Here is a 23121-nt window from a genome sequence, read left to right as displayed (position 1 = left end):
AGCGGATGCCCGCCATGGGCATCCGCTTCACTCAGCACCTACTTGCCGCGAGGGCGCGGGGCCTGAGTCTTCTGTACGGCAAATTCTCCGCCCACGCGTCCGCCAAAGGGGCGGCCGTGGTCGGCGAATTCTTCCCGGAAGTAGCCCATGCGCCACGGGCCCATTTCGATCCGTGAGCCGGTGCGCAGAACCTGACCATCGCTTCCACCGCGGCCATCTTCTTTCGGCCGTGAGCTGCCGGAGACGTCACCGACGGCAAACAGTCGGTACTCGTCGTGCTCGTCATGACGGATTTCGGCGTGGATTGCCTTCAATCCGGGCAGCTGCAAGTCGGCCTGGGGAGAGGAACCGATGGTGGTCACTCCCGGGAGCAGGTCGAACTCCCGAGGCATCTGTCCGTTCCAGTTTTCTGATCCCACGACGAAAATCAGTCGAGGACGACCGCTTCCGTGCGAGTAGTGGGTGGTGGTGACCCCACGCCGGCGGTGCCGATCGAAGGTAGGCGCGATCGGGAGCACCGTTGCCGGCGGAAGCGGGATCGCCACGGACATGCGTGACTTTCCGCGCATTCGCGCCTGCACCAGTGGCGCGAGGGCGTTGGGTGCACCGAGAACAATGTTGGGGGACCGGGTCACCAAACGCTGTGTCACGGATGCCTGAACGTCGCCGAGGCGAGCAATGACGCCCACGGGGCCCGTGATCGATACCGTCAGACCGCGGGACGCCAGTTCGGCGGCCACGGTGCGGAGCGGTTCTAAGCTGAGGGCCCGACCCTGAACAAACAATTCGGGGTTGCTCGTGAAGACCGTGATTTCCGATCCATTGGCGGTCACCGTACCGCTCATCACGTCGGCGGCACCGAAGGAGTCGCCGAACTCTGCACCGGTCGATTCACTGCTCTCCACCGGCGTGGGCGTGGGCTCAGCGAGGGAAAAGGCGAGATCAATATGCAGCTTGATGCCGGATTTCGTCGCCTTTGAACTTTTCGGTGCTGAGCCCGCTGAGGAGCTCATGATCAGTTCCGGTAAGGGTCAGCGCCAGCGGACTGTTCGTCACTCGTGGTGACCCGCAACGTGCCGTTGAGCTTCCACACCGCGCGCGGGGCATCGGGGCCAATGTCACGGGGAACTTCAACCATCATGTCGATGAAGCTGTAGTTGATGGCTGCGCCCTTGCCCGTCAGGTACGACCACATTTCCTGACCCAGATCGGTCCAGTCCTTGATGGTGCGTTCTTCTGGCTCCGGGGTGCTTTCCACATTGCCCAGGTATGTCTGTCGTTCAGTCACGGTAGGTCCTTTTCGCTCGCAATAAGGTAGTGCCCGTTCCGGCAATTGCACCGGCCTCCCCGCACACAGTCATGCCGGGGAGTTTTATCTAGCTTAGCTACCTAGTTAGGTGTGTTCAAGACAGCTCAGGAGATGACGAGGCTACTAGTCGGCGTCGAGATCCGTCTCAAGAATGGTGACGAGCGAGGCGAGCGCCTCATCGGCGCCGTCACCCTCCGCACGAAGTACAACAGTGTCGCCGTTGCTGGCACCGAGACTCATGATTGACAGGATGCTTGAGGCATCCATGGCGTCATCGGCGGGCTCCCCTTGCAGGGAAATGGTGACCTCCAGTTCAAGCGCGCTCACGGCGGCGACGAAGATTCCGGCTGGACGGGCATGGAGGCCTACGCGGCTGGCAATGACGGCGGTGCGTTCAGACATGGTTTTCTCCTGAAATGTTTGATGTGAATGTGGTGGCAGAAAAGCGGGGCTCTAGAGGCCCAAATCGTGCAGAATCGGCAGGTGGGCGCGCACAGCCGCACGAGCCTCCGTTGCGCTCGACGCCGCCAGGGCGAGCGCGGCCAGGCTCTGCGCCTCAGCCAGCGTGACCGAGGCCAGCACGGCGGCTACGGCCGAGAGCGCACGTGCCGTCATCGAGAGGGTCGAGACCCCCAGGCCCACGAGCACCACGGCGAGGGCCGGATCTGCGGCGGCCTCACCACATACCCCGACGGGCTTGTTCTCCCCTTCGGCCACGGCGCCGGCGACGGTGAGTCGAACAAGCTGCAAGACGGCGGGTTGCCAGGGGGTGTTGAGCGCAGCGAGGGGGCCGAGCTGGCGGTCGGCGGCCATGGCGTACTGCGTGAGGTCGTTGGTTCCGAGGCTCACGAACTCCACGTGCCGAAGGATCGCCTCGGTGGTCAGGGCCGCGGACGGCACCTCCACCATCACTCCCGGAGTCGTCAAGCCAGCAGCCGTGCAGAGCGCCGCAAAGTCTCCGGCCTCCTCAGCGGTGGAAATCATGGGTGCCATGACCCACACGTCGGCGGCCGAGTCCTCGGCAGCCAGCGCGACGGCGCTGAGCTGGCGCTGGAGCACGCCGGGTGAGGTGAGGTCTGTGCGGTAACCACGCACACCGAGGGCGGGGTTCGGCTCCGAGGCATCCGTCAAAAAGGGGAGCGGTTTGTCCGCGCCGGCATCGAGGGTGCGCAGAACAACTTTTTTACCGGGGAAGGCGTCAAAGACGCCGCGGTAGGCGGCAACCTGTTCGTCCACGCTCGGTTCGGTGTCGCGGTCGAGAAAACAGAACTCGGTGCGGAGCAGCCCCACGCCCTGAGCGCCGGCCGCGGCTGCTTTGACCGCGTCGTCCGCGCCACCCACGTTGGACAGCAGGGGAACGAGGTGGCCGTCTCGTGTGCGGCCGTTACCATCGAATTCAGCGAGGGAGGCGGCCGTCGTTGCCCAGGCCGCGGCGGCGGCATGTTCATCGGCACCGGGGTTCAGGGTAACGGTTCCAGCGGCGCCGTCCACGTAAACGAGGGCATCGTGGGCCAGCTCGGTGACACCCAGTGCCGCAACGACGGCGGGCAAACCCAGAGCCCGCGCAATGATGGCCGTGTGTGACTGGGGTCCGCCGCTCGACGTGATGAGGGCAATCACGACTGCGGGATCCAGCGTGGCCGTATCGGCCGGAGCAAGGTCTTCGGCCACAAGCACGAACGGCACGTCGCTGAGGGGGATCCCGGGTGCCGGCACACCGCGCAACTCAGCGACGATTCGAGAGCGCACGTCAAAGACATCCGTTACCCGTTCCGCCATGTAGCCGCCGAGGTTGTGCAGCATTTCGGCAACGGATGCCGCGGCGTCCCAGATGGCGCGCTCGGCCGATGACCCAGCGGTGATGAGCTTGACCGCAGCCTTGATCAGCATCGGGTCTGCCGCCATCAGTGCGGTGGCCTCGAGAACCTGACGACCGGCCCCGGCGGCACCGGCAGCGCGATCGTTGAGTACTGCCTGCACCGACTTCGCTGCTGCTCGGAGCGCGTCCGTGGCCGCCTCCGGGGATTCGTGCGTCAAACGCTCCCCGGCCGGGGGCTCGGACACGGCCCTGGGCATCTGCCGAACGGAACCGATGATCCGTCCCGGGCTGACACCCACTCCGGTGTACGTGTTGTCTGACAGCGTCTGCACGAGACTCCCTTAGATGTGGTGGTGTTACGACCCGCACCCGGAGAACCGGGTGCGGGCGAGGGTACTGCTGGTGACTCAGACGGTCGCGTAGGCCGTCTCGTTGACGGCTTCGGTAACCGCGGCCTTGGGCTTCCGCACCGCGTACCGCTTCAGGCCCACGACGGCGAATGCCGACACAAGTGTACCGATCACGATGGAGAGCACGAAGAGCAGGAAGTTGTCGATAGCGAAGAAGACGAAAATTCCGCCGTGCGGCGCCTTGCTCGTCACTTCCCAGGCCATGGAGAGGGCGCCCGTCACGGCAGCTCCCAGCATGCTGGCCGGAATCACGCGGAAGACGTCGGCAGCAGCGAACGGGATGGCGCCCTCGGAGATGAAGGAGGCGCCCAGCAGCCAGGCTGCCTTGCCGTTTTCGCGCTCGGCGAGGCTGAACAGCCTGCGGTCGAGAACGGTGGCCAGTGCCATTGCCAACGGCGGAACCATGCCAGCAGCCATGACCGCGGCCATGATCTGCCACGGTGCCTGGTTGGTCAGGCTTGCAGCGCCGAGGCCGGCAACGGCGAATGCGTAGGCCACCTTGTTGACGGGGCCACCCAGGTCGAAGGCCATCATGAGGCCGAGGATCATGCCCAGAATCACGGCGGAGGCACCGGTCATGCCATTGAGCCAGGAGTTCAAGGCCACCGTGAGGGAGGCGATCGGGCCGCCGAGGGCAATGAACATCAACCCGGAGGCAACGATGGAGGCCACGAGCGGGATGATCACAACCGGCATGAGGCTGCGGAGCCAGCGCGGCACACTGATACGGCCGATGCCTGCGGCAACGACGCCGGCCAGCAGGCCACCCACGATGCCACCGAGGAAGCCGGCACCCATGAATCCGGCAACAGCACCGGCCACGAAGCCCGGCGCGATGCCGGGTCGGTCGGCGATGGCGAAGGAGATGTAACCGGCGAGGGCAGGAACCAGGAAGCCCATCGACAGGGCACCGATCTTGAAGAACACGGCGCCGAGGTAAATGGCGATGCCACCCTCGGGCAGGTTGGTGAGGCTGTTCTGCAACACCACCGTGTCGGCAATCTGGGTGATCTCATAGCCGCCGAGCAGAAAACCGAGGGCGATCAGCAGTCCTCCACCGGCCACGAACGGGATCATGTAGCTCACGCCGGTGAGCAGTGCGCGCTTGACCTTCTGGCCCAGGTGCTCGTTCTTCTCGGTTGCGTCGGACGTGGTGGTACCGCCGCTCACGCGGCGGGCATCCGGGTTGGCGGCGGCGGCGAGGGCTTCCGCAATGAGCCGTTCGGGATCATCGATTCCACGCTTGACGGGAGCGTTGATGACCGGGAGGCCAGCAAAGCGCTCGCGTCCACGCACATCCACATCCACGGCAAAAATGACGGCCGAGGCTGCGGCAATCACGGCCGGATCAAGTGGTGTGAGACCGGCCGAACCCTGAGTTTCAACCTGCAGGTCGATTCCGGCAGCCTTGGCGGCGGCAACGAGGGCGTCGGCTGCCATGTAGGTGTGCGCGATTCCCGTGGGGCATGCGGTCACGGCCACGAGGCGCTGTGCGCCCGCAACGGGAGCAACCGAGGCACCGGTTCCGGCGTTGGTAGTGTCGGCACCGACCGTAGCAGGGGCCGGAGCGACGACGTTCGAGACCAGGTCCACGATCTCGGCCGACGTTGCGGCGCTACGCAGAGCGGCGGTGAAGTCTTTTTTCATGAGCGAGCGGGCGAGCTTTGCAAGAATCTTGAGGTGCTCCTGGTCGGCTCCGTCCGGGGCGGCGATGAAGAAGATCAGGTCGGCCGGGCCGTCCTTCGATCCAAAGTCCACGGGCGTGGACAGGCGGGCGAGGGCCAGGGTGGGCTCCAGCACTGCCGTTGATCGGCAATGGGGAATTGCCAGACCACCGGGAATACCGGTTGCCGTCTTGGCCTCGCGGGCCAGGGCATCCGCATAGAGTCCGTCCACGCCCGTGGCGCGACCTGCTGCCACGATGAGTTCGGCCAGGTGCCGGATGACGGTCGCGGGCTCGGTGCCGAGCTCGGTGTCCAGAGCAACGAGCTCCGGGGTAATCAGTGCACTCACTGGTCATTCTCCTTTGGATGTAGGGCCATGCTGTGTTGTTGTACTGCCGTCACGGAGACGAGATCAGGGTGGGTCTGGTGAAGAGCGGGAACGGTCGAACCGGGAAGTGCCACGGCGGCGGCACCGTGTGCAGCGGCCTGGCGGAGGCACTCGCTCGGGCTCGCTCCGGCGTTGCTGCGAAGCAGAAAGCCGGCCAGAGCCGAATCTCCGGCGCCGACGGTGCTGACAGCAACCATCGGGGGAGTCTGGGCCAGCCAGCTACCCGCTGCGGTCACGAGTACGGCGCCTCGGGACCCGAGGGTTGCCAGAACAGCTCCGACACCGCCCGCGATGAGGCTTCGCGCGGCTTCGACGGTGAGAAGCGGGTTGGACTCCAGGGTGTCGGCATCCGAGACGCCGGTGAGTTCGGCGAGTTCTTCGGCGTTGGGCTTGAGCAGATCGGGAGCGGCAGCGGCGGCGAAGGCGAGGGGCGCGCCGGATGAATCCACGGCTACGCGCGGTGCGTTGTCGCCGAACCGGGCACGAAGCGTGTGAATGACAACGGCATAGAAATCGTCGGGCACTCCGGGGGGCAGCGAACCCGCCAGCACCAGCCAGCTGGCGCCCTGAGCGTGATCGAGAACAAGATCCACAAGGGCGGCCTGCTGGGCCAGGCTCAGGATCGGGCCGGGTTCGTTGACCTTGGTGGTGGTGCCGTCGGGTTCGGTGATGGCCACGTTGCTGCGCAGAGCGGCGCCGATCGGCAGACCGAGGTGGGGGATTCCCTGACTGCGGAGGGCAACCAGAACCGGGTCGTCTGTGTCGCCGGGAAGGATCGCGAGACTCCGGACTCCGGATGCCTCCAGGGCGCGGCAGATGTTGACGCCCTTGCCGCCGGGTTCGTGGTGAGCGGCGACGGCTCGCTGCACCTCCCCACGCGCGAGTGGCCACGCCAGCTCGATCGTGCGATCCAGGCTCGGATTCGGTGTCAGCGTCAGAATCATGCGATCACTACCTCTACGTCGGCGGCGACCAGTGCAGCCGCGAGTTCAGCTGACGGCGGGGCATCCGTTATCAGGGTGTCGATTTCAGTGAGCTCCGCGAAGCACACGAGAGTCTCCTCATCGAGCTTGGAGGAATCGGCCAGCGCAACGACGCGGCGGGCGGACCTCACGATGGCCGACTTCACTGCCGCCTCGACGGAGTCTGGCGTGCTCAGCCCAAAGTTGGCGCTCACGCCGTTGGCACCAATGAAGGCAATATCTGGGCGCAGGGCGCTGAGCTGTTCGATTGTGTCGCTTCCCACAATGGCGCTGGTAAGACCGCGGACGCGGCCTCCCAGAACGTGCAGATGAATTGCAAGATTGTTGGAGAGCTTCCAGGCGATGGGGAGGGCATTGGTGATGACGAGAAGTTGGTCCCCGGGCGCTGGTGGTGACCACTCGGCGAGTAGATCGCCGAGGTGCTCCGTGGTGGACCCGGCATCGAGGATGATGGACCCGGTACGGCTGGTCGGGATCATGGCCAGAGCAGCCTGTGCAATGCGTGATTTCTCATCGAGGCGCTGGGTCTGGCGTTCCTGAATGCTCGGCTCCGACAGGCTCATTCGCTCGATGGCCACGGCGCCGCCATGAACACGTCGAAGTTGACGGGCCTTCTCGAGCACGTCCAGGTCACGACGCACCGTTTCGGAGGTGATGTTGAAGCGGCTGGCGAGGTCATTGACCGTGACTCGACCGCGTTCGTTGACCAGGTCGGCGATCAGAAGTTGACGCTCTTCGGCGAACATGATGCCTCCTCGACGCTGAGTGACGGATGTCACGGGAAGTTGGTTTCATTAACTTTAGCTGTGTTTCATTTCCGATGTCAAGATAAACAAAGAGAAATAAAGAAAAAGTAAGGGTGGACGCTCTGGCTGGTGGGACATCCGCTGTCGGTGGCCGCCGGTAGCGTGGGAATCATGAAGATTCTGCATACGTCGGACTGGCACATCGGCCGAACTTTTCATACCCATTCGACCCTCGAGAACCTGAGCAGCGTGCTGTCGGCGCTGGTGGATGTGGTGCGGGAGCGCGGCGTGCAGGTTGTGGCGGTGGCCGGGGACATTTTTGACAATGCCATGCCCTCGAAGGAGAGCTACGCAGTGCTCACCGGGGCTCTGCGGGACATCAAGGCCGCCGGAGCTGCGGTTGTGATGACCAGCGGCAATCACGATTCGGCCGCACGGCTGGGTTTTCAGGCCGAATGGGCGGGTTTGGCTGGCATTCACGTGCTCACGCGTCATGACGGGTATCTCACGCCCGTCACCATCACGGACGTCGATGGGCCCGTGCACTTCTACGGCATTCCCTACCTTGAACCGGCGCTGATTCGGCATGTGTACCCCCACGTTGAGATGAGAACGCACGAGCAGGCTCTGCGTCATGCCATGGACGGTATCCGGCAGGATGTACTGGTCAGGGGCGGACGCAGTGTTGTGCTCTCGCACTGCTTTGTGGCCGGCGTGGCGGCTGCCACCGAGGCCAGCGAGGTGGAACGGGACATTACTGCTGGCGGGCTGGACGTTGTGCCGCTCGGTGTCTTTGACGGACCGGACTATGTTGCGCTGGGCCACATCCACGGCCGGGCTCAACTCAGTAATCGGGTGCGGTACTCCGGTGCTCCGCTGCACTATTCCTTTTCGGAGGCGGGAAAACCGCGTGGTGCGTGGCTCGTCGAGTTGCCGGACCCGGCAGCGCAACCGGAAGTACCCGATAAGTCCTTGCTGGTCGAATGGATCGATCTCCCCGTCCCTCGCCGGCTCACGGTTCTTACGGGCACACTTGCCGAGCTCGTGACCGATGAGCGCTATGCAGACCGAGAACACGATTGGGTGAAGGCAATTCTTACCGATCAGGTGCGACCGCTCGATGGTATGCGAACCCTGCAACAACGTTTTTCGCACTGTGTCGCGCTGGAGCACCATCCTGCCCGCGTGGTGACCCCCGAGAACGCGACCTACGCCGAACGTTTGCGCGCGGCTCGAACGGACCCAGACATCGTGGCGGGCTTTTTATCGTTCGTGCGTAACGGTGAGGGACCCACGGCATTTGAGACTGCCCTCATCTCAGAGCTGTTTGCGGAGCAGGGAACGAGAGAGGCCAACTCGTGAAGATCAAGAGACTGCGGCTTGCCGGCTTCGGACCATTCAAGACCGAACAAACCGTGAACTTCGAGGCCTTCGACGCCGACGGCATCTTCTTGATTACGGGCAAGACCGGTGCCGGTAAGTCGAGCATTCTCGACGCCATCTGCTTTGCCCTCTATGGGCAGGTGCCGCGCTTCACCGGCAGTGAGCAGCAGTTGCGCAGCGATCACTGTGCTGCATCCGATCCCACCTATGTGGAGCTGGACTTCAGCATCAGCGACACGGACTATCGATTGCTGCGCAGTCCGCAGTACGAACGAGCAAAAAAGAGCGGCATCGGCATGACCACCGCCGCGCCCACGGCAGTTTTACAGGTGAGGGATGCTGACGGCTGGCGAGGGGTGGCAGCAAAGCCGGGCACCGTCGGACACGAACTTGCCACGATCCTCCCGCTCAAGCAGGACCAGTTTCTGCAGGTGATTCTGCTGGCTCAAAACCGGTTCCAGCGTTTTCTTCTCGCCAAGACCGACGAGCGCCGGGAGGTGCTGCGCACTCTGTGTGGGTCCAGCCGCTTCGATCAACTGGAGACGGCGCTCATTCTGCGGCGCAAGGCGCTCGATGATGAACTTGGCACTGTGCAGCGGGCGATCGAGGACCAGGCCACCGCTGCGGCGCATCAGCTTCGGCTGGTCGATACTGTTCCGACTCCCGACCTGGCCTGGTTCACAGCGGCTCTTGCCGGTATTCAGCGTGACCTTGGTCAGGCGGTCAGCGACCTCGCCGACAGCACGACGGCCCTGAGCGCGGCCGCCGCACAGGACGAGGCCGTGGCCGAGACCGAGCGGCGTCAGGCGCGTCGTGCGGGAGCGGCAGCGAAGCTTCTCGTCCTCGCCGGGCAGCGCTCTGCCACCACGGAGCTGCGGGCGGTCGTGACCCGCGCAAACCGTGCCGCGCGTGTGTGGCCGCAGATCCGCGGACTCCGGGCCGCGACAACGGGCGTAACGATCGCTCAGGCGAACGAGGTGGAGGCGCGGACCGCGTGGCGCGAGCTACGCGCGGCACGGGGGCAGGCCGGAGCTATCGCTGGCATCAAGGTGGAGCCCGATGACGAACGGACCCTGACGACCACCATCGACGAGCTTCTCGGCCGGATGGGTGCTCTGGGCGCCGCACTCACCGACGAGAAGCAGCTGCCCGCCCTCACCAGCGAGGTAATGGCACTTGGCCGCGCTCTCGCCACGAGCACGGCCGCTCTGAATGCGGCACAGGAGCGCCTTGATGCTCTTCCCGCCGAGATCGATGAGCTGGTGGCACAGCATTCGTCGCTCGCCGTGCTGGCTGCGGGGGAGAAGGAGGCTGAGGCGAAGCGCGCTCGTCTGTCAGTGGCGCTCGCGGCTGCCGAAGACGTTGTCTTGTGCGAGCGTGAGTCCACCGAGGCTCAGAACGCCCTGCGCGAGTCCAGCCGCGAGAATATGGCGGCTGCCGCGGCCTACGACGTTCTTCTGGCCCGACGTTTCGCTGGCCACGCCCAGGAACTGGCCGGTCAGCTCAGTGATGGAATACCGTGTCTGGTGTGTGGGTCGCCGGTTCACCCGGCTCCGGCATCCGCTGACGCTCAGCCCGTGAATGAGCTTGACCTCGACGAGGCCCGCATGATCATGCTCGATCGGCAGGCGAGCCTGGCCGCAGCTCAGGGTGTTGTGAACGAGGCGTTGGCACGACTTTTTGAGGTGCGGGCCATCTCCTCTCACCGCGGTGTGGATGACCTCCAGCTGGCGCTCGCGCAGGCCGATGAGCAGGTGCACATCATTCGGGAAGCGGTGAAAACCGATGAACGCGTGGCACAGGAGCTTGCGGAGCGCCGGGAGCAACTCGTGCACGCCCACAGCGGGTTGGTCGCCGTCAGATCTGAGCGAGACGCGGTCGCGACGACACACGGGGACCGCAGCGCCAACCTTGATGTGCTCCGGACCCGTGTTGCCGAGCACCATGACGGTTTTGACAGCATCAGCGCTCAGATGTCACATCTGCAGCAGGAGCTCGATGCTGCTCGAGCCCTGAGCGATGCCCGAGCAGTGAGTCGCGAACGGCAGACCGCCTGTGCTGATGCTGCGGCAACTCTTCAGGCCGAGATTATTCGCGAAGACTTCACGGATGAGTCTGATGTGGTGGGCGCGCACCTTGATGATGCCCAGATCCAGGCGGCTGAACGGAACGTGCGTGACTACGATGATGCGCTCGCTGCGGCTCAGGCCGCCGCCGATGACCCTGAGCTCGTGGGCGTGCCCAGTGAGGCCGTGGATCGGCTCTTTTCTGCGCGGGCACGCGAAGAGGCGGGGATCGTGCGTGACGACGCCGTCATGGTGCACAGTTCCTTGGTCGAGCGGTGCGGGCAGCTCGCCCGGATCGTGGCCGAGGTGACGACGCGATTCGCGGCATCTGCTGATCTGCTCGAGAGGCACAGTCAGGTGCGCCAACTCGCGGCGGTGGTGCACGGTGATGAGCCCAACACCAAACGCATGCGACTGGAGACCTATGTGCTCGCAGCTGAGCTTGAACAGATCGTGGAGGCGGCGAACACGCGACTGCGCACGATGACGAGCGGTCGTTACACGCTTGAACACGACGATTCCGCAGAGTATCGCGGCGGGCAATCGGGACTCGGCCTTGCCATTCGCGATGAACACACCGGGCGTGCGCGGGCAACGCATTCGCTGTCCGGAGGTGAAACCTTTCTTGCGTCACTCGCGTTGGCTCTCGGTCTGGCAGAGGTTGTCACCGGCCAAGCGGGCGGGGTGACGCTCGACACACTCTTTGTGGACGAGGGTTTTGGATCTCTGGATGCTGAGACGCTGGAGACCGCGATGGGGGCTCTCGATGCGCTGCGGGCGGGTGGACGCACGGTTGGACTGATCAGTCATGTTGAGTCAATGAAGGAACAAATTCCCGCTACGCTCAACGTCATTGTGAGCGATTCGGGGCCCAGTATGATTCGGCAAATCGACTAATTTTCGCGCGGTTTGTGTGAAATTTTTCATATAAATGGCTGTCTAGGAACCTTTTACGCACGGTGGTTTTTTTTTGAGAAAAAATCAAAATTTTTTCTCGGAAGGGGTTGATCCTGATTCGGGGGCGCAGTAAATTTTTATTGTTTAGATCAGTTCGGGTCGCCCTACCGACACGAACTGATCTACTTTAGATCAGCCCGTTGCCGCCCTACCGGCCGGGCTAATCTAACACTTTAACCCCCCTCTTCCCGCTGCGCTGGCTCTCGCCACCCGCGTGCCGTCCCTCGACCTGGTCGAGCGCGAGCCCCTCGCCACCCGGGTGCCCGCCTTCTCGCTGGTCGAGCGCGAGCTTGCGAGTGGTCGAGACCTAGTGAGCTGGCCTGCGAGACTGGCTCACGGGGTCTCGAGACGCCGGCGAAATGCGTGCCGGCTCCTCGACCAGCGGGGAGGGTCGCGCCTCTCTCATGGCCGCCACCCGTATCGGTGGTCGCTACGGTAATCGGCGTAGCGCCCACCGATGTGGGGCGCGGCCACCAGTCATATAGGCAGCGCCCAGCGAAAACAGGCGCGCCCACCCTTTCGCTGGTCGAGCGCGAGCTTGCGAGCAGTCGAGACCAGGTGAGCTGGCCTGCAAGGCCGGCTTACGGGGTCTCGAGACGCCGGCGAAAAGCGTGCCGGCTCCTCGACCAGCGGGGAGGGCCCCGCTTCTCTCATGGCCGCCACCTGTATCGGTGGTCGCTACGGTAATCGGCGTAGCGCCCACCGATGTGGGGCGCGGCCATCCGTCATACTAGGCGCGCCCACCGAAAATAGGCGCGGCCACCCTCTCGCTGGTCGAGCGCGAGCTTGCGAGCAGTCGAGACCAGGTGAGCTGGTCTGCAAGGCCGGCTTACGGGGTCTCGAGACGCCGGCGAAAAGCGTGCCGGCTCCTCGACCAGCGAGAGGGAGCGCTGCCCGGACGGAACGGATGGCTGTGCTCCGCGACCAGCGACGGGGCGGTGCGGGCGTTAGCGGCAGCGTGTGGACCCTGATTATGGCGGTAGGCGGGGCCTGTAGGCGGTGAGAACAGGCGTCAGCTGGGCGCGTGGGGACGCTCATGGGCGCTGTCGGAGCCGATGCTGTGCGTGGAAATATTTACTAAGGTCACGAGTTTAAAAACGTGAGCAAGCCTCGCTTTCTTGTTCTATTCAGGGTAAAATGGGGACATGTTCACGACGATGAAGTCCGGTCCCGAAGTGGTCGCTCTGCTACAGCAGGCCAGCGACCTGATCGGTGACGCTCTTGACGGAGTGCACTTCACCCTCCTCGACGACGACGCGGCCCTGAGCGTGATGGGAGCATTGGAGGCGGTGGGGCGCCGGGTGGATGGGGGCCGGATCTGGTCCGCCGCCGACGTGGGCATGCGTGCCGAGGCCAGTCGTGGCCATGACTCCCTCGCGTGGAAGAGCGGATGCCGCACCAAGTACGAGCTGATCACCGGCATCACTCGGGTGTCCGCCTCCGAAGCCAAGAGGCGGATGCGCCTTGGCGGTATCGTCACCGGTACTGCCGCGGCAACGAGTGGTCTGCTTGGCCAGTCGGTCACGGTGCGACACCCCGCCGTCGCCGAGGCACTCACGGCAGGTAATCTCGGCGTGGACGCCGCGGACGTGATTGTGGCGGCGTTGGAGCAGATGTCCTCCCGGGTCGCCCCCGATGACCTTGACCGGGCCGAACGTGCCCTCGTCGCCTCAGCGACCGGTGCGATCACCCCCGAGACCGAGGGACTCCCCGGAGCGGGGATCGCGTTCCCGGCGGATTTGATTCGCGCGCAGGCACATGAGTGGGGAGCGATCCTGGACCCCGACGGTGCCGCGCCGAGTGATGAGCGGACCGCGGCGACCAGCACTGTGGGGTTCGGACTGCTGAAGAACGGCCTGTATCCGCTGAGAGGCGGGGTGACACCGGAGCTGCGCGGAGTGATGAATGGCGTGTTTGCCACCTTCATTAGCGCGCACGCGACACCGGCGTTCCCGTCGGCCGAGGATCAGGCCCGCATGGAGGCGGGGGAGCTGATCCCGGGTGCGGAAGAGATCTGTGATGACCGTACTGGCGGGGAGAAGTGCGCCGACATCCTCCGGGCCGTGTTTGACAAGACCGCGCGGGACCCGAAAACACCGCGGATGGGCGGTGCGGCCCCGACGGTGATGGTGCACGTGAATGCCCGCGACCTGAAAAACGGGCGCGGCGTCGGCTGGATCGACGGCGTCGACGCCCCGATCAGTCTGAAGGTGGTGCAGGAGCGGCTGTGTGCTGGTGGGTATCAGCAGGTGATCATTGGCGACAACGGACAAGTCCTCCATCTTGGGGAGAAGGAGCGGTTCTTCAGCCCGGCGCAGCGCCGGGCGATTGCCGCCCGCGATGGGGGCTGTGTCATCCCCGGCTGCACCATCGCGGCCGCGTGGTGCGAGGTGCATCACGTCTTCCCGTGGAAGTTCAACGGCCCCACCAATATCGATAACGGGTGTTTGCTGTGCTGGTACCACCACCACACCATTGACACGTCCGGGTGGCAGATCAAGATGGTGGGTGGCAGACCCTGGATCCGCGGGCCCGTGCTCTTTGACCCCGGTCAGACGTGGCGACCGGCCGCTACCCACCGCGCCAATACCCCCAGCACCGACCCGCCCTGGGGAACAGCGAAGCACTAGAGGTCTCGAGACGCCGGCGAAGTACATGCCGGCTCCTCGACCAGCGACGTGGGCGAAGCGGGTGCGAGGCTACGAGCCCCATTTCGCTGGTTGAGCGCGAGCTTGCGAGTGGTCGAAACCTGGTGAGTCGATTTTCAGAGTCGGCTCACGGGGGCTCGAGACGCCGGCGAAGTACATGCCGGCTCCTCGACCAGCGGGGCCCGCTGGTTGAGCGCGAGCTTGCGAGTGGTCGAAACCTGGTGCGTCGATTTTCAGAGTCGGCTCACGGGGTCTCGAGACGCCGGCGAAGTACATGCCGGCTCCTCGACCAGCGGGGCCCGCTGGTTGAGCGCGAGCTTGCGAGTGGTCGAAACCTGGTGAGCCGACCTCGAGACAAGGTTGCGGGGTCTCGAGACGCCGGCGAAGTACATGCCGGCTCCTCGACCAGCGACAGGGGGCGAAGCGGGAGGCTGGCTCAGAACAAGGCCCGGCTAAAAGGGGTTCAGCAGACGGTGCAGAAACTGCTGGGTTCTCTCGTTCTTGGGGTTACGTAGCAGTTCCTTGGGGTCGCCCCGTTCCACAATGTGTCCGCCGTCAACGAAGGCCACCTCGTGGGCTACCTCACGAGCGAATTCAAGTTCGTGGGTGACAATGACCATGGTCCAGCCTTCACTGGCGAGCTCCTTTATCAGGCGCAGCACGTCACCAACGAGTTCGGGGTCGAGCGCAGACGTTGGCTCATCAAAGAGCAGAAGCTGCGGCCGCAGCGCGAGCGCGCGCACGATCCCCACGCGCTGCTGCTGTCCACCGGACAACTCAAACGGGTAGCTGTCACACTTGTCCGTCAGCCCCACTCGGGCAAGCAGCGCGAGAGCCTCGTCACGTGCCTCAGCGCGGGGGCGCTTCTGCACGACGACGGGTCCTTCCATCACGTTTTCCAGCACTGTCTTGTGCGGAAACAGGTTGTAGTGCTGGAACACCATGGCAGAGCGGTCCCGGAGAGCCGTCAGTGCTTTCTTCGACGGCACCGTGTCGAAAGACAGCGTCAGTTCTGCGGCAACATCAATGCTGCCGCCATCAGCGAGTTCGAGTCCATTGAGGCAACGCAAAATCGTGGTCTTGCCCGAGCCCGACGGACCGATGAGAGCCAGCACACGACCGGCAGCAACGTCGAGGTCGATCGATGACAGCACCTGATTAGTACCGAAGCTCTTCTGAAGACCGCGCACGGTCAGCACAGCGGATGCCGAAGCGGATGCCGAATCAGAAGCCGGCGAATCAGAAGCCGGCGAATCAGCAGCCGGCGAATCAGCGGGCAACATAACGGTCCAATCGCTTTTCAAGAAAACCCTGGCCCGTGGAGAGCACGAGGCAAATGACCCAGTAAATCAGGGCAGCTTCAAGATAGAGAAGCATGAATTCCTGGCTGAATGCCGCAACCTGTTGCGCCTCGCGGAACAACTCCGTGACCAGAATTGTGGATGCGAGCGAGGTGTCCTTCACGAGGCTGATGAACGTGTTGGAAAGTGGCGGAACCGACACGCGCGCGGCCTGCGGGAGGATGATCCGGGTGAGAGCCCGCGACCGAGACATGCCGATCATGTAGGCGGCTTCCCACTGCCCCTTGGGCACCGACAGAATCGCCGCCCTGATCACCTCTGCAGCGTAGCCGCCCACATTGATCGAGAAAGCGGCGACAGCACTGGGCCAGGGATCAATGAGCACCCCTACCGAGGGAAGCCCGTAGAAAATGATGAAGAGCTGCACGAGCAGTGGAGTGCCGCGCACGATCGAAATGTAAACCCGCGCGATCCCGGAAATCCACCGGCGAGCAGACAGCCGCATCAGGGCCAGCACGAGCGCCAGCACGAGCCCGATTGCAAAGGACATCACAGCGAGTGGGATCGTGCCGCGAATGGCCCCGTCCAACAGGGGTAAGAAGGAGCTGAAGAACAGCTCCCAGTCGGGCTGGATCATGGTCGTCGCTTATCTATCCACAGGAATTATCGAGTGCGGTGCGGTGCAGAACCTAGCTAACGTCGGCGCCGAAGTACTTGTCGCTGATCGTGGCCAGGGTGCCATTTTCCTTGAGAGTGGCGAGGGCGGCATCCACGGCTTCGGCGAGGGCGGTCCCACCCTGTGCGAACGCAAACGCGCTCTCGGACTGCTCGGACGTCTCGGCGGCAATCTTCAGGCCGTCGGCGCCCGTCTGCTTCTGGTAGTCAAGGAAGGTAAGCTTGTCGTTCACCGTGGCATCCACGCGTCCCTGCTCAACGAGAGCAACGGACTGGGCCCACCCCTCAACGGCTTCGACCGTGGCACCGCTTTCCGTTGCCAGAGCGTTCCAGTTGCTGGTGAGTGACTGAGCCGTGGTCTTGCCGGACAGGCTGGCGAAGGAGGTGATGTCCGTGTTGTCGGTGGGAACCACGATGACACCGGTCGAGTACGTGTAGGGCGTGGAGAACGTGTATGCGGCCTCGCGCTCGGGGGTGATGGACACCTGGTTGGCGATCATGTCGAACCGGCCGGCGGTGAGGCCAGCAAAGATGGCGTCCCACTGTGTTTCTTCGAACGTGACACTTACGCCCAGTTCCTTGGCGACGGCAGTGGCAACCTCAACGTCATATCCGGTGAGGTCGCCCGAACCATCCTCGTGAAACGAGAAGGGGCGGTACGTGCCCTCGGTACCCACGGTCAACGTTCCCGCCTCTTCCACGGCGCTGAGAGACGTGTCGGCACCGGCCGTGGCGCTCGAACCGGTGTCCGAAGCAGCACAGCCGGTGAGCGTCAGTGCGATCGCCGTGAAGAGTGCTGCCGTGGGGAGGGTGAGCTTCATGAGTGCGTGCCTTAAGGGTCAAAGGGTGTGGCTGGGCCGCAGTGGCGGCATCCGTAGAGTAACAAGCGGCCGGACGGATGAAATATTCCTGTTATCCGGTGTTGCGGTGCTGGGGCAGTGCGGCGGCACCGGTCAGCTACGACCGCAGCGCGAGAGTGAAGGGCAACACCGCTGAGGCGCCTGCCCGGCGGAGAACCCTGCCGGCCACCGTCAGTGTCCAGCGGCTGTCGGCCACATCGTCAATGAGCAGAATGGGTCGACCGGCAAACGGTTCGAGCGCCGCCTCGAGATCGGCCCCCACCTGAAATCGGTCCCACACGTTGGAGAGTCGATAGGCGCTGTTGCCGCCGGGTGTTCCGGCGGGACCACCGTTCGCAGTGTCGAGCTCACCGAGCCAGGGGAGTCGTCCCACTTCGGACAGGGCGCGAGCAATCGACCCAATGAGAAGCGGATGCGTCCGCGATGGCATGCTCACCACCGCGGCCGGTCTCTCCTGCCAGTTCCACTCGGCGAGCACGCGAATGCAGGCGGCCGTCATGGCCGCCGTAGCCTGGGCATCCGCTGCGGTGCCCTCAAACACCTCGCGAAGTGCACCGCCCCAGCCGAGGTCGGTGAGTCGGGCCAGAGCCCGACCTTCGGAGAGCCGATCGCCGAGGGCGATTTTTCCCGACGCGCTCACGCCCAGGTTGGCGACACCGGTGGGCCACTGCGCGCGAGCATCGAGAGTGACACCCACGCGGTCAAGTGATGCTGCCGCGGCACTCGCAGCCTCTTCCCGCACGTCGAGCGGATACCACGGCGTGGTGCAGTTATCGCAGCGACCACAGGGTACGGCCGTCTCATCATCGAGGGCTCGCTGCAGAAATTCCATCCGACAGCCCGTGGTGGTTTCGAATTCGAGCATGGCGCGCTGCTCGGTGAGTCGAGCTGCTGCGATGCGTTCATAGCGGTCTCGGTCATAAACCCAGGGTTCTCCGGTGACGACCCAGCCGCCTTTCACCCGGCGCACGGCGCCATCCACGTCGAGCACCTTAAGCAGAAGCTCCAGGGGAGTGCGACGCAGGTCGACGCGCGCCTCCAACGCTGGTGTTGACAGCGGAGACTGCCCGTTCTCGGCGAGTGCACCCAGCACGGCTTCGGCCTTAGCCTGGTTGGGCATCGAGGCGGTGGCAAAGTACTGCCAAATGGCCTCATCTTCGGTGCCGGGCAAAAGCAGCACGTCGGCGCTTTCCGTGGCTCGCCCGGCACGACCCACCTGCTGGTAGTAGGCGACGGGCGAGGAGGGTGCCCCCAGGTGCAGCACAAAACCGAGGTCGGGCTTGTCGAATCCCATGCCGAGGGCGCTCGTGGCGACGAGAGCTTTCACCGCATTGTTCTTCAGGAGCCCCTCCGATTCCTCCCGCTCGGTGGTGTCGGTCTGGCCGGTGTAGGACCTGACCGCGTGACCCGCTTCGCGCAGCAGTCGCGCGGTGTCTTCGGCCGCAGACACGGTGAGGGTGTAGATGATGCCGCTCCCGGGAAGGTCCCCCAGGTGGCTGAGCAGCCACGCGAGCCGAGCACGCGAATCCGGCAGCCGCAACACCCCGAGGCGCAGCGAGGTGCGTGCCAGGGGTCCGCGGATCGTCTTCACGTTCTGCTCCGCACCACCGCGTGCCTGCGCGATTTGCTCGGCGACATCGGTCACCACCCGGCTGTTGGCGGTGGCCGTTGTGGCGAGCACGGGAACTCCGTCGGGCATTTCGGCGATCAGATCGCGCAGCCGACGGTAGTCCGGACGAAAGTCGTGACCCCAGTCCGAGATGCAGTGCGCCTCGTCCACCACGAGCAGTCCCACCCGCGCGATGAGGGCCGGCAGCTGCTCGTCGCGGAACGCGGGATTGTTGAGTCGCTCGGGAGACACGAGCAGCACGTCGACCTCGTCGCGCTGGAGTTTCTGCAGCACCTCGCCCCATTCATGAGCGTTTGATGAGTTGATCGAGACCGCGCGCACACCGGCGCGGGCTGCGGCCGCCACCTGATCGCGCATCAGCGCGAGCAGCGGGGACACCAAAATGGTGGGTCCCGCTCCCTGTCGACGCAGCAGCAGAGTGGCCACGAAGTACACCGCAGATTTACCCCACCCGGTGCGCTGCACCACGAGGGCCCGCCGACGCTCATCAACCAGCGTTTCGATGGCCTCGAACTGCCCATCATGAAAATCTGCATCGGGTCGTCCCACGAGCGTGCGAAGAATGGCGAGAGCGGATGCCCGGGTATCAGTCATGAGTCAAGGGTCGCAGAGTCCTGTGACATCGGCTGCATGGCGGCTGCCCACTGGTCGCGGCTCCGCGACATTCTTTCGTTGGGAGTGGCGAACAGACCTGCGGTATCGGTGGGCGTGGCTAGGCTCGAAGGATGAACGTCATCCAGCAATTTGAGCCGCGAATGCATGCCGACTCCGTGCCCGGTTTTCGCCGGCTCATTGCCCAGGCGCGGGTGCGCGACTCGATTCTGCTCAACGAACGAGCGATGACGCGCATGGTGACACAGATCAACTGGATGCTGCGGCGAGTGGGGGACGGCGGCATCCGCTTGACAAAGGCCGGCCATCTGCCGCCCTCGGTCGTCGTCGAAGCCACAACCGAGCTGGACTGGGGCTGGCCCGTGAGCGTGAATCGGGAGAGCCACATCAGTCCGCTGCTGGAGATGCGACTGCACATGCGCGATATTGGTCTGCTTCGCCTGAGCAAGGGTGTGCTTGTGCGCACAGTCAAGGGGAAGGGGCTCACGGATTCTCCGCGTGCGCTGTGGTGGTTTCTGGCAAAGACCGTGCACCAGAGCCGCATTCCTGAGGTCAGTGATGCCACACAGCTGCTGCTGCTCTTCATCGCGACGCGCACCCTCGACCAGTCCCAGGAATACCTCGTTGCCGTGGCTCGCGGTCTGGACACGATCGGCTGGGCCGAACCGAACGGAGACCCCGTCACGGAAATGCGCGTGCAGCGTCTCATTATCGAGAAATGGCGCCTCCTCAACCGCCTCGGCGTCTTCGAACCCACCAAGGATTGGTACGGCAACACCTGGACGCCGAGCGTGGGTGGTGCCGCTTTCGCGCGCGCGGCGCTGCAGACCGAGATCGCCCCGAGTTAGCTGGGAATGCTCGGTCCGAGTTCCGAGATGGCAGATACTGCCTTGCTCAGAGCAATGATCATGGCCAATACGCTCAGAACGGCCCAGGTCCAGATGGGAGCCAGGGAGCCACCCACCCGGCGGCGCACAATGATCGTGCGGCCGATCACGTAGATGGCACCCGACAGAAATGTCCAGGCCCAGGGAAACGGTCGATCCATTCCGAGCCGCACCAAGCGGCGGCGATCGAAGAAGGCGAGCACAATCGTGACGCCCCACAGGATGTACCCAAGAAACTGCATGGCAACGTAACCGGGATCGACGGGAGCAGCGGTGCCCGAAAGCGATGCACCCAGATAAGCCGTGGCGTCAAACTGCAGGGTGGAAATCAGCGTGATCACCGGCAGAAGAACGATGGTCCACAGCAATCCGTTGCGCACCGATGTTCCGGACGAATCCGGGTACCAGCCGGCGTCGAACGTGGTGTTGTCAGTCGAATCCACTACGGAGCCCCTCTGCGTCAAGCCGTGCACGTGCGTTAAGTCTAGGACGCTCGGAAGGGGTGGTTGGATGGAGGGATGGATGCCACCCTCGACTACATCGATGACTTCGCCCACTTCATCACCGCCTCGCCGTCGTCCTATCACGCGGCCGCCGAAGCTGCGAGGCGTCTCACAGCGGCGGGATTCACTCGTCTGAGCGAATCCGATGCATGGTCCGGTGCAGCCGGCGGCAGTTTTGTCGTGCGTGACGGCGCCGTCATCGCCTGGGTGCAGCCGCCCGAAGCCGGCCCCACGACCCCGTTCCGAGTGCTCGGTGCACACACGGACTCACCGGGTTTCAAGCTCAAGCCCAAACCCACGATCGGTGCACAGGGCTGGCTTCAGGCCGGCGTCGAGGTGTACGGCGGCCCGCTCCTCAACTCCTGGCTTGATCGTGAACTGGAACTCGCCGGTCGTTTGGTTACGAAGGACGGCACGGAACACCTCGTGCGCACCGGACCCTTTCTGCGCATTCCCCAACTCGCCGTGCACCTGGACCGTGAGGTGAACAACGGGCTCGTGCTCGACCGGCAGCGCCACCTCACCCCGGTCTTCGGTGTGGGGGACCTCGCGGACGCCGACGTGGTGGCACATCTTGCCGGGCTCGCGGGCGTTCGCGCAGCGGATGTTGCGGGCTTCGACATTCTCACCGCCGACACTCAGCCGCCCGCCGCGTTTGGCCTGGACAATATGCTCTTCGCTGCCGGGCGCATGGATAACCTGTCGTCGGTGCATGCCGGCCTCTGCGCCCTGATTGCCGCGTCGGTGGATCCGTCCGCCGGGTCGATCAGCGTGCTCGCCGCGTTTGATCACGAGGAGCTGGGTTCACAGTCCCGCTCCGGTGCCAGTGGCCCCCTCCTCGATGACGTGCTTACCCGTCTTGCCGCCGGCCTCGGGGCATCCGTTTCCGAACGTCTCCAGGCGTATGCGGAGTCGTGGTGCCTATCTTCCGACGCCGGCCACGCCGTTCATCCCAATTACTCCGAGCGCCACGACCCGAGTAATCGGCCCATCCTGGGTGGCGGGCCGCTGCTGAAGATCAATGGGAACCAGCGCTACGCCACGGATGCTGTGGGGGCGGCCCTCTGGGCACGCACCTGTGATCAGGTTGGTGTGGAGTATCAGGAATTTGTCTCCAGCAACAACGTGCCCTGCGGCTCCACAATCGGGCCGCTCACGGCCACTCGCCTCGGCATTCGCACCGTAGACGTGGGGCTGGCGCTGCTCTCGATGCACTCGGCTAGGGAGCTGTGCCATGTGAATGATCCCGCCATGCTGTCGCGGGCGATCGGTGGCTTCTTCGCTCCCGAGTTCTAGTCCTTGAGCGCAGCCGCAGCCGCAGCTTCGGCATCAATGCGGGCAATGCGGGCCCGGGCGGCGTCTTCCGAGGACGACGACGCGCCCAGGAGGGAACGCACGAGCCCGAGCACGACGCCGGTTGCCCAGATCACGGGGAGCCGTGACCGCTTGAGCCCGAGCATGGTGCGGTATTCCGCGGGCAGTGACGCCACGGCCCCTGCGAACATGATGCGGTAGAACGGCAACATGGAGGGTCGCAGCGGAGGATTGCGAATGAAGCGCACCGCCTCGGCCACCCGCTCATCGCTCTTGAGCGTTCCGGAGGCACGGAAGGCTTCGAGCTGGCCGCGCAGGTCGGCTTCCGACATCGGCGGGTTTTGCACGCCCACGAGTTCGCCGGCCTTGGACCACTCGCGCACGTACTGGTCGGCACCGCCCGGGATCGGATCTCCCCACAGCGTTTCGGCTGCGAGAAAGGCATCCGTGAACACCACGTGAACCCACGACAGGAGTTCCGGGTCGCCTGCCCGGTAGTCACGTTCATTACCCTGCGCATCGAGGTAGGTTCCCACGACGCGGTCGTGAAAGTGAGCCACCCGGCCCGACTCGTGGGTGGCCTGCTCGGTTCCGGCGAAGGTCACGGTTATCAACCATTGGATGGTTCCCGAGAGTCTGCCGAGAGGATCCTCTTTATAGCGAGACCAGTCGTGAACTCCCGCCATTGCACCCGGGTGCAGGGTCTGCATGAGGAGAGCGCGAATGCCGGCCACCATCGTGCCCATGCCGCCGTGAACAGCCCAGGAGGCCGAACCTGGGCCGAAAAAGCCGATGTCGTCGCCCAGTTCCATCTTCTGGACCCACTTCGGGCGTCCCTGGTCGTTGCCCGAGAGTGTGGTCAACAATCGTGCACGCCATGTATCCGCAAACCTGCTCATGACCTGACACTAGTCCCGGTCGGCTGGATGGCAGCCGACCGGGAGGTTTGCATTGGGGGCAGTGTCC

The 23121-nt window shown here is 64.4% G+C and carries 18 protein-coding genes; 5 read left to right on the top strand and 13 right to left on the bottom strand.

Annotated elements, in window-relative coordinates; genetic code table 11:
* Window positions 1–38: 38 nt before the first annotated feature.
* The 7 genes from H4V99_RS12045 to H4V99_RS12015 form a co-directional block, all read right to left on the bottom strand.
* Window positions 39–1013 (bottom strand): FHA domain-containing protein, encoded by a 975-nt coding sequence (locus H4V99_RS12045; RefSeq protein WP_280678597.1) that lies wholly within the window; start codon window positions 1011–1013, stop codon window positions 39–41.
* A gap of 2 nt (window positions 1014–1015) precedes the next feature.
* Window positions 1016–1267 carry a hypothetical protein gene (locus H4V99_RS12040; protein ID WP_280680109.1) on the bottom strand — a complete coding sequence of 84 codons (252 nt, stop codon included), beginning with the start codon at window positions 1265–1267 and terminating at the stop codon, window positions 1016–1018.
* A gap of 165 nt (window positions 1268–1432) precedes the next feature.
* On the bottom strand, window positions 1433–1711 hold the full coding sequence (locus H4V99_RS12035) for an HPr family phosphocarrier protein (RefSeq protein WP_280678595.1): 279 nt from the start codon (window positions 1709–1711) through the stop codon (window positions 1433–1435).
* Between the two features lie 51 nt (window positions 1712–1762).
* The gene (gene ptsP, locus H4V99_RS12030) at window positions 1763–3460 is read right to left on the bottom strand and encodes a phosphoenolpyruvate--protein phosphotransferase (protein WP_280678594.1); all 1698 of its coding nucleotides are present in this window, start codon (window positions 3458–3460) and stop codon (window positions 1763–1765) included.
* Window positions 3461–3535: 75 nt separating this feature from the next.
* Window positions 3536–5551, bottom strand: coding sequence for a fructose-specific PTS transporter subunit EIIC (locus H4V99_RS12025; RefSeq protein ID WP_280678592.1), 2016 nt, complete (start codon window positions 5549–5551; stop codon window positions 3536–3538).
* Entirely contained in the window at window positions 5548–6534 is a 987-nt protein-coding gene (locus H4V99_RS12020) for a hexose kinase (RefSeq protein WP_280678590.1), read from the bottom strand. The genes H4V99_RS12025 and H4V99_RS12020 overlap by 4 nt, the downstream gene beginning before the upstream one ends.
* Window positions 6531–7319 carry a DeoR/GlpR family DNA-binding transcription regulator gene (locus H4V99_RS12015; RefSeq protein ID WP_280680107.1) on the bottom strand — a complete coding sequence of 263 codons (789 nt, stop codon included), beginning with the start codon at window positions 7317–7319 and terminating at the stop codon, window positions 6531–6533. The genes H4V99_RS12020 and H4V99_RS12015 overlap by 4 nt, the downstream gene beginning before the upstream one ends.
* Before the next feature lie 171 nt (window positions 7320–7490).
* Between H4V99_RS12015 and H4V99_RS12010 the strand changes: the two genes are divergently transcribed.
* The 3 genes from H4V99_RS12010 to H4V99_RS12000 all read left to right on the top strand — a co-directional run bounded on the left by H4V99_RS12010 (window position 7491) and on the right by H4V99_RS12000 (window position 14355).
* Window positions 7491–8681 carry an exonuclease SbcCD subunit D gene (locus H4V99_RS12010; protein WP_280678588.1) on the top strand — a complete coding sequence of 397 codons (1191 nt, stop codon included), beginning with the start codon at window positions 7491–7493 and terminating at the stop codon, window positions 8679–8681.
* Window positions 8678–11665, top strand: a complete 2988-nt coding sequence (locus tag H4V99_RS12005; protein WP_280678582.1) for an SMC family ATPase — start codon at window positions 8678–8680, stop codon at window positions 11663–11665. The genes H4V99_RS12010 and H4V99_RS12005 overlap by 4 nt, the downstream gene beginning before the upstream one ends.
* 1205 nt (window positions 11666–12870) lie before the next feature.
* Complete coding sequence (locus tag H4V99_RS12000) at window positions 12871–14355, top strand: HNH endonuclease signature motif containing protein (RefSeq protein WP_280678580.1); 1485 nt, start codon at window positions 12871–12873, stop codon at window positions 14353–14355.
* A 470-nt stretch (window positions 14356–14825) separates the two neighbouring features.
* On the opposite strand, the gene H4V99_RS11995 is transcribed toward H4V99_RS12000, so the two are convergent.
* The 4 genes from H4V99_RS11995 to H4V99_RS11980 form a co-directional block, all read right to left on the bottom strand.
* Window positions 14826–15656 carry an amino acid ABC transporter ATP-binding protein gene (locus H4V99_RS11995; protein ID WP_280678577.1) on the bottom strand — a complete coding sequence of 277 codons (831 nt, stop codon included), beginning with the start codon at window positions 15654–15656 and terminating at the stop codon, window positions 14826–14828.
* Window positions 15643–16311 carry an amino acid ABC transporter permease gene (locus tag H4V99_RS11990; RefSeq protein WP_280678575.1) on the bottom strand — a complete coding sequence of 223 codons (669 nt, stop codon included), beginning with the start codon at window positions 16309–16311 and terminating at the stop codon, window positions 15643–15645. The genes H4V99_RS11995 and H4V99_RS11990 overlap by 14 nt, the downstream gene beginning before the upstream one ends.
* Window positions 16312–16363: 52 nt before the next feature.
* Complete coding sequence (locus tag H4V99_RS11985) at window positions 16364–17170, bottom strand: amino acid ABC transporter substrate-binding protein (protein WP_280678572.1); 807 nt, start codon at window positions 17168–17170, stop codon at window positions 16364–16366.
* Between the two features lie 136 nt (window positions 17171–17306).
* Window positions 17307–19433, bottom strand: coding sequence for a DEAD/DEAH box helicase (locus tag H4V99_RS11980; protein WP_280678570.1), 2127 nt, complete (start codon window positions 19431–19433; stop codon window positions 17307–17309).
* 131 nt (window positions 19434–19564) lie between these two features.
* On the opposite strand from H4V99_RS11980, the gene H4V99_RS11975 reads away from it, so the two are divergent.
* The gene (locus tag H4V99_RS11975) at window positions 19565–20299 is read left to right on the top strand and encodes a hypothetical protein (protein WP_280678568.1); all 735 of its coding nucleotides are present in this window, start codon (window positions 19565–19567) and stop codon (window positions 20297–20299) included.
* Here the strand turns inward: H4V99_RS11975 and H4V99_RS11970 are convergent.
* The gene (locus H4V99_RS11970; protein WP_280678566.1) at window positions 20296–20781 is read right to left on the bottom strand and encodes a hypothetical protein; all 486 of its coding nucleotides are present in this window, start codon (window positions 20779–20781) and stop codon (window positions 20296–20298) included. The genes H4V99_RS11975 and H4V99_RS11970 overlap by 4 nt on opposite strands.
* Window positions 20782–20856: 75 nt before the next feature.
* Between H4V99_RS11970 and H4V99_RS11965 the strand changes: the two genes are divergently transcribed.
* Window positions 20857–22137, top strand: coding sequence for a M18 family aminopeptidase (locus H4V99_RS11965; protein ID WP_280678564.1), 1281 nt, complete (start codon window positions 20857–20859; stop codon window positions 22135–22137).
* On the opposite strand, the gene H4V99_RS11960 is transcribed toward H4V99_RS11965, so the two are convergent.
* The gene (locus tag H4V99_RS11960) at window positions 22134–23054 is read right to left on the bottom strand and encodes an oxygenase MpaB family protein (RefSeq protein WP_280678562.1); all 921 of its coding nucleotides are present in this window, start codon (window positions 23052–23054) and stop codon (window positions 22134–22136) included. The two genes, H4V99_RS11965 and H4V99_RS11960, sit on opposite strands and share 4 nt — an antisense overlap.
* Between the last annotated feature and the right edge of the window lie 67 nt (window positions 23055–23121).

It is taken from the genome of Cryobacterium sp. CG_9.6 (genome assembly GCF_029893365.1).
Lineage (GTDB): Bacteria > Actinomycetota > Actinomycetes > Actinomycetales > Microbacteriaceae > Cryobacterium.
This window is presented reverse-complemented; position numbering and strand designations above follow the sequence as displayed.

Excerpts from the sequence above, each read along its gene's own strand:
- H4V99_RS12000 (WP_280678580.1), top strand. The coding sequence starts at position 12,871 with ATGTTCACGACGATGAAGTCCGGTCCCGAAGTGGTCGCTCTGCTACAG.
- H4V99_RS11975 (WP_280678568.1), top strand. The coding sequence starts at position 19,565 with ATGAACGTCATCCAGCAATTTGAGCCGCGAATGCATGCCGACTCCGTG.
- H4V99_RS11965 (WP_280678564.1), top strand. The coding sequence starts at position 20,857 with ATGGATGCCACCCTCGACTACATCGATGACTTCGCCCACTTCATCACC.
- H4V99_RS11960 (WP_280678562.1), bottom strand. The coding sequence starts at position 23,054 with ATGAGCAGGTTTGCGGATACATGGCGTGCACGATTGTTGACCACACTC.
- H4V99_RS12020 (WP_280678590.1), bottom strand. The coding sequence starts at position 6,534 with ATGATTCTGACGCTGACACCGAATCCGAGCCTGGATCGCACGATCGAG.
- H4V99_RS12015 (WP_280680107.1), bottom strand. The coding sequence starts at position 7,319 with ATGTTCGCCGAAGAGCGTCAACTTCTGATCGCCGACCTGGTCAACGAA.
- H4V99_RS11985 (WP_280678572.1), bottom strand. The coding sequence starts at position 17,170 with ATGAAGCTCACCCTCCCCACGGCAGCACTCTTCACGGCGATCGCACTG.
- H4V99_RS12045 (WP_280678597.1), bottom strand. The coding sequence starts at position 1,013 with ATGAGCTCCTCAGCGGGCTCAGCACCGAAAAGTTCAAAGGCGACGAAA.
- H4V99_RS11995 (WP_280678577.1), bottom strand. The coding sequence starts at position 15,656 with ATGTTGCCCGCTGATTCGCCGGCTGCTGATTCGCCGGCTTCTGATTCG.
- H4V99_RS11980 (WP_280678570.1), bottom strand. The coding sequence starts at position 19,433 with ATGACTGATACCCGGGCATCCGCTCTCGCCATTCTTCGCACGCTCGTG.
- H4V99_RS12010 (WP_280678588.1), top strand. The coding sequence starts at position 7,491 with ATGAAGATTCTGCATACGTCGGACTGGCACATCGGCCGAACTTTTCAT.
- H4V99_RS12035 (WP_280678595.1), bottom strand. The coding sequence starts at position 1,711 with ATGTCTGAACGCACCGCCGTCATTGCCAGCCGCGTAGGCCTCCATGCC.
- H4V99_RS11990 (WP_280678575.1), bottom strand. The coding sequence starts at position 16,311 with ATGATCCAGCCCGACTGGGAGCTGTTCTTCAGCTCCTTCTTACCCCTG.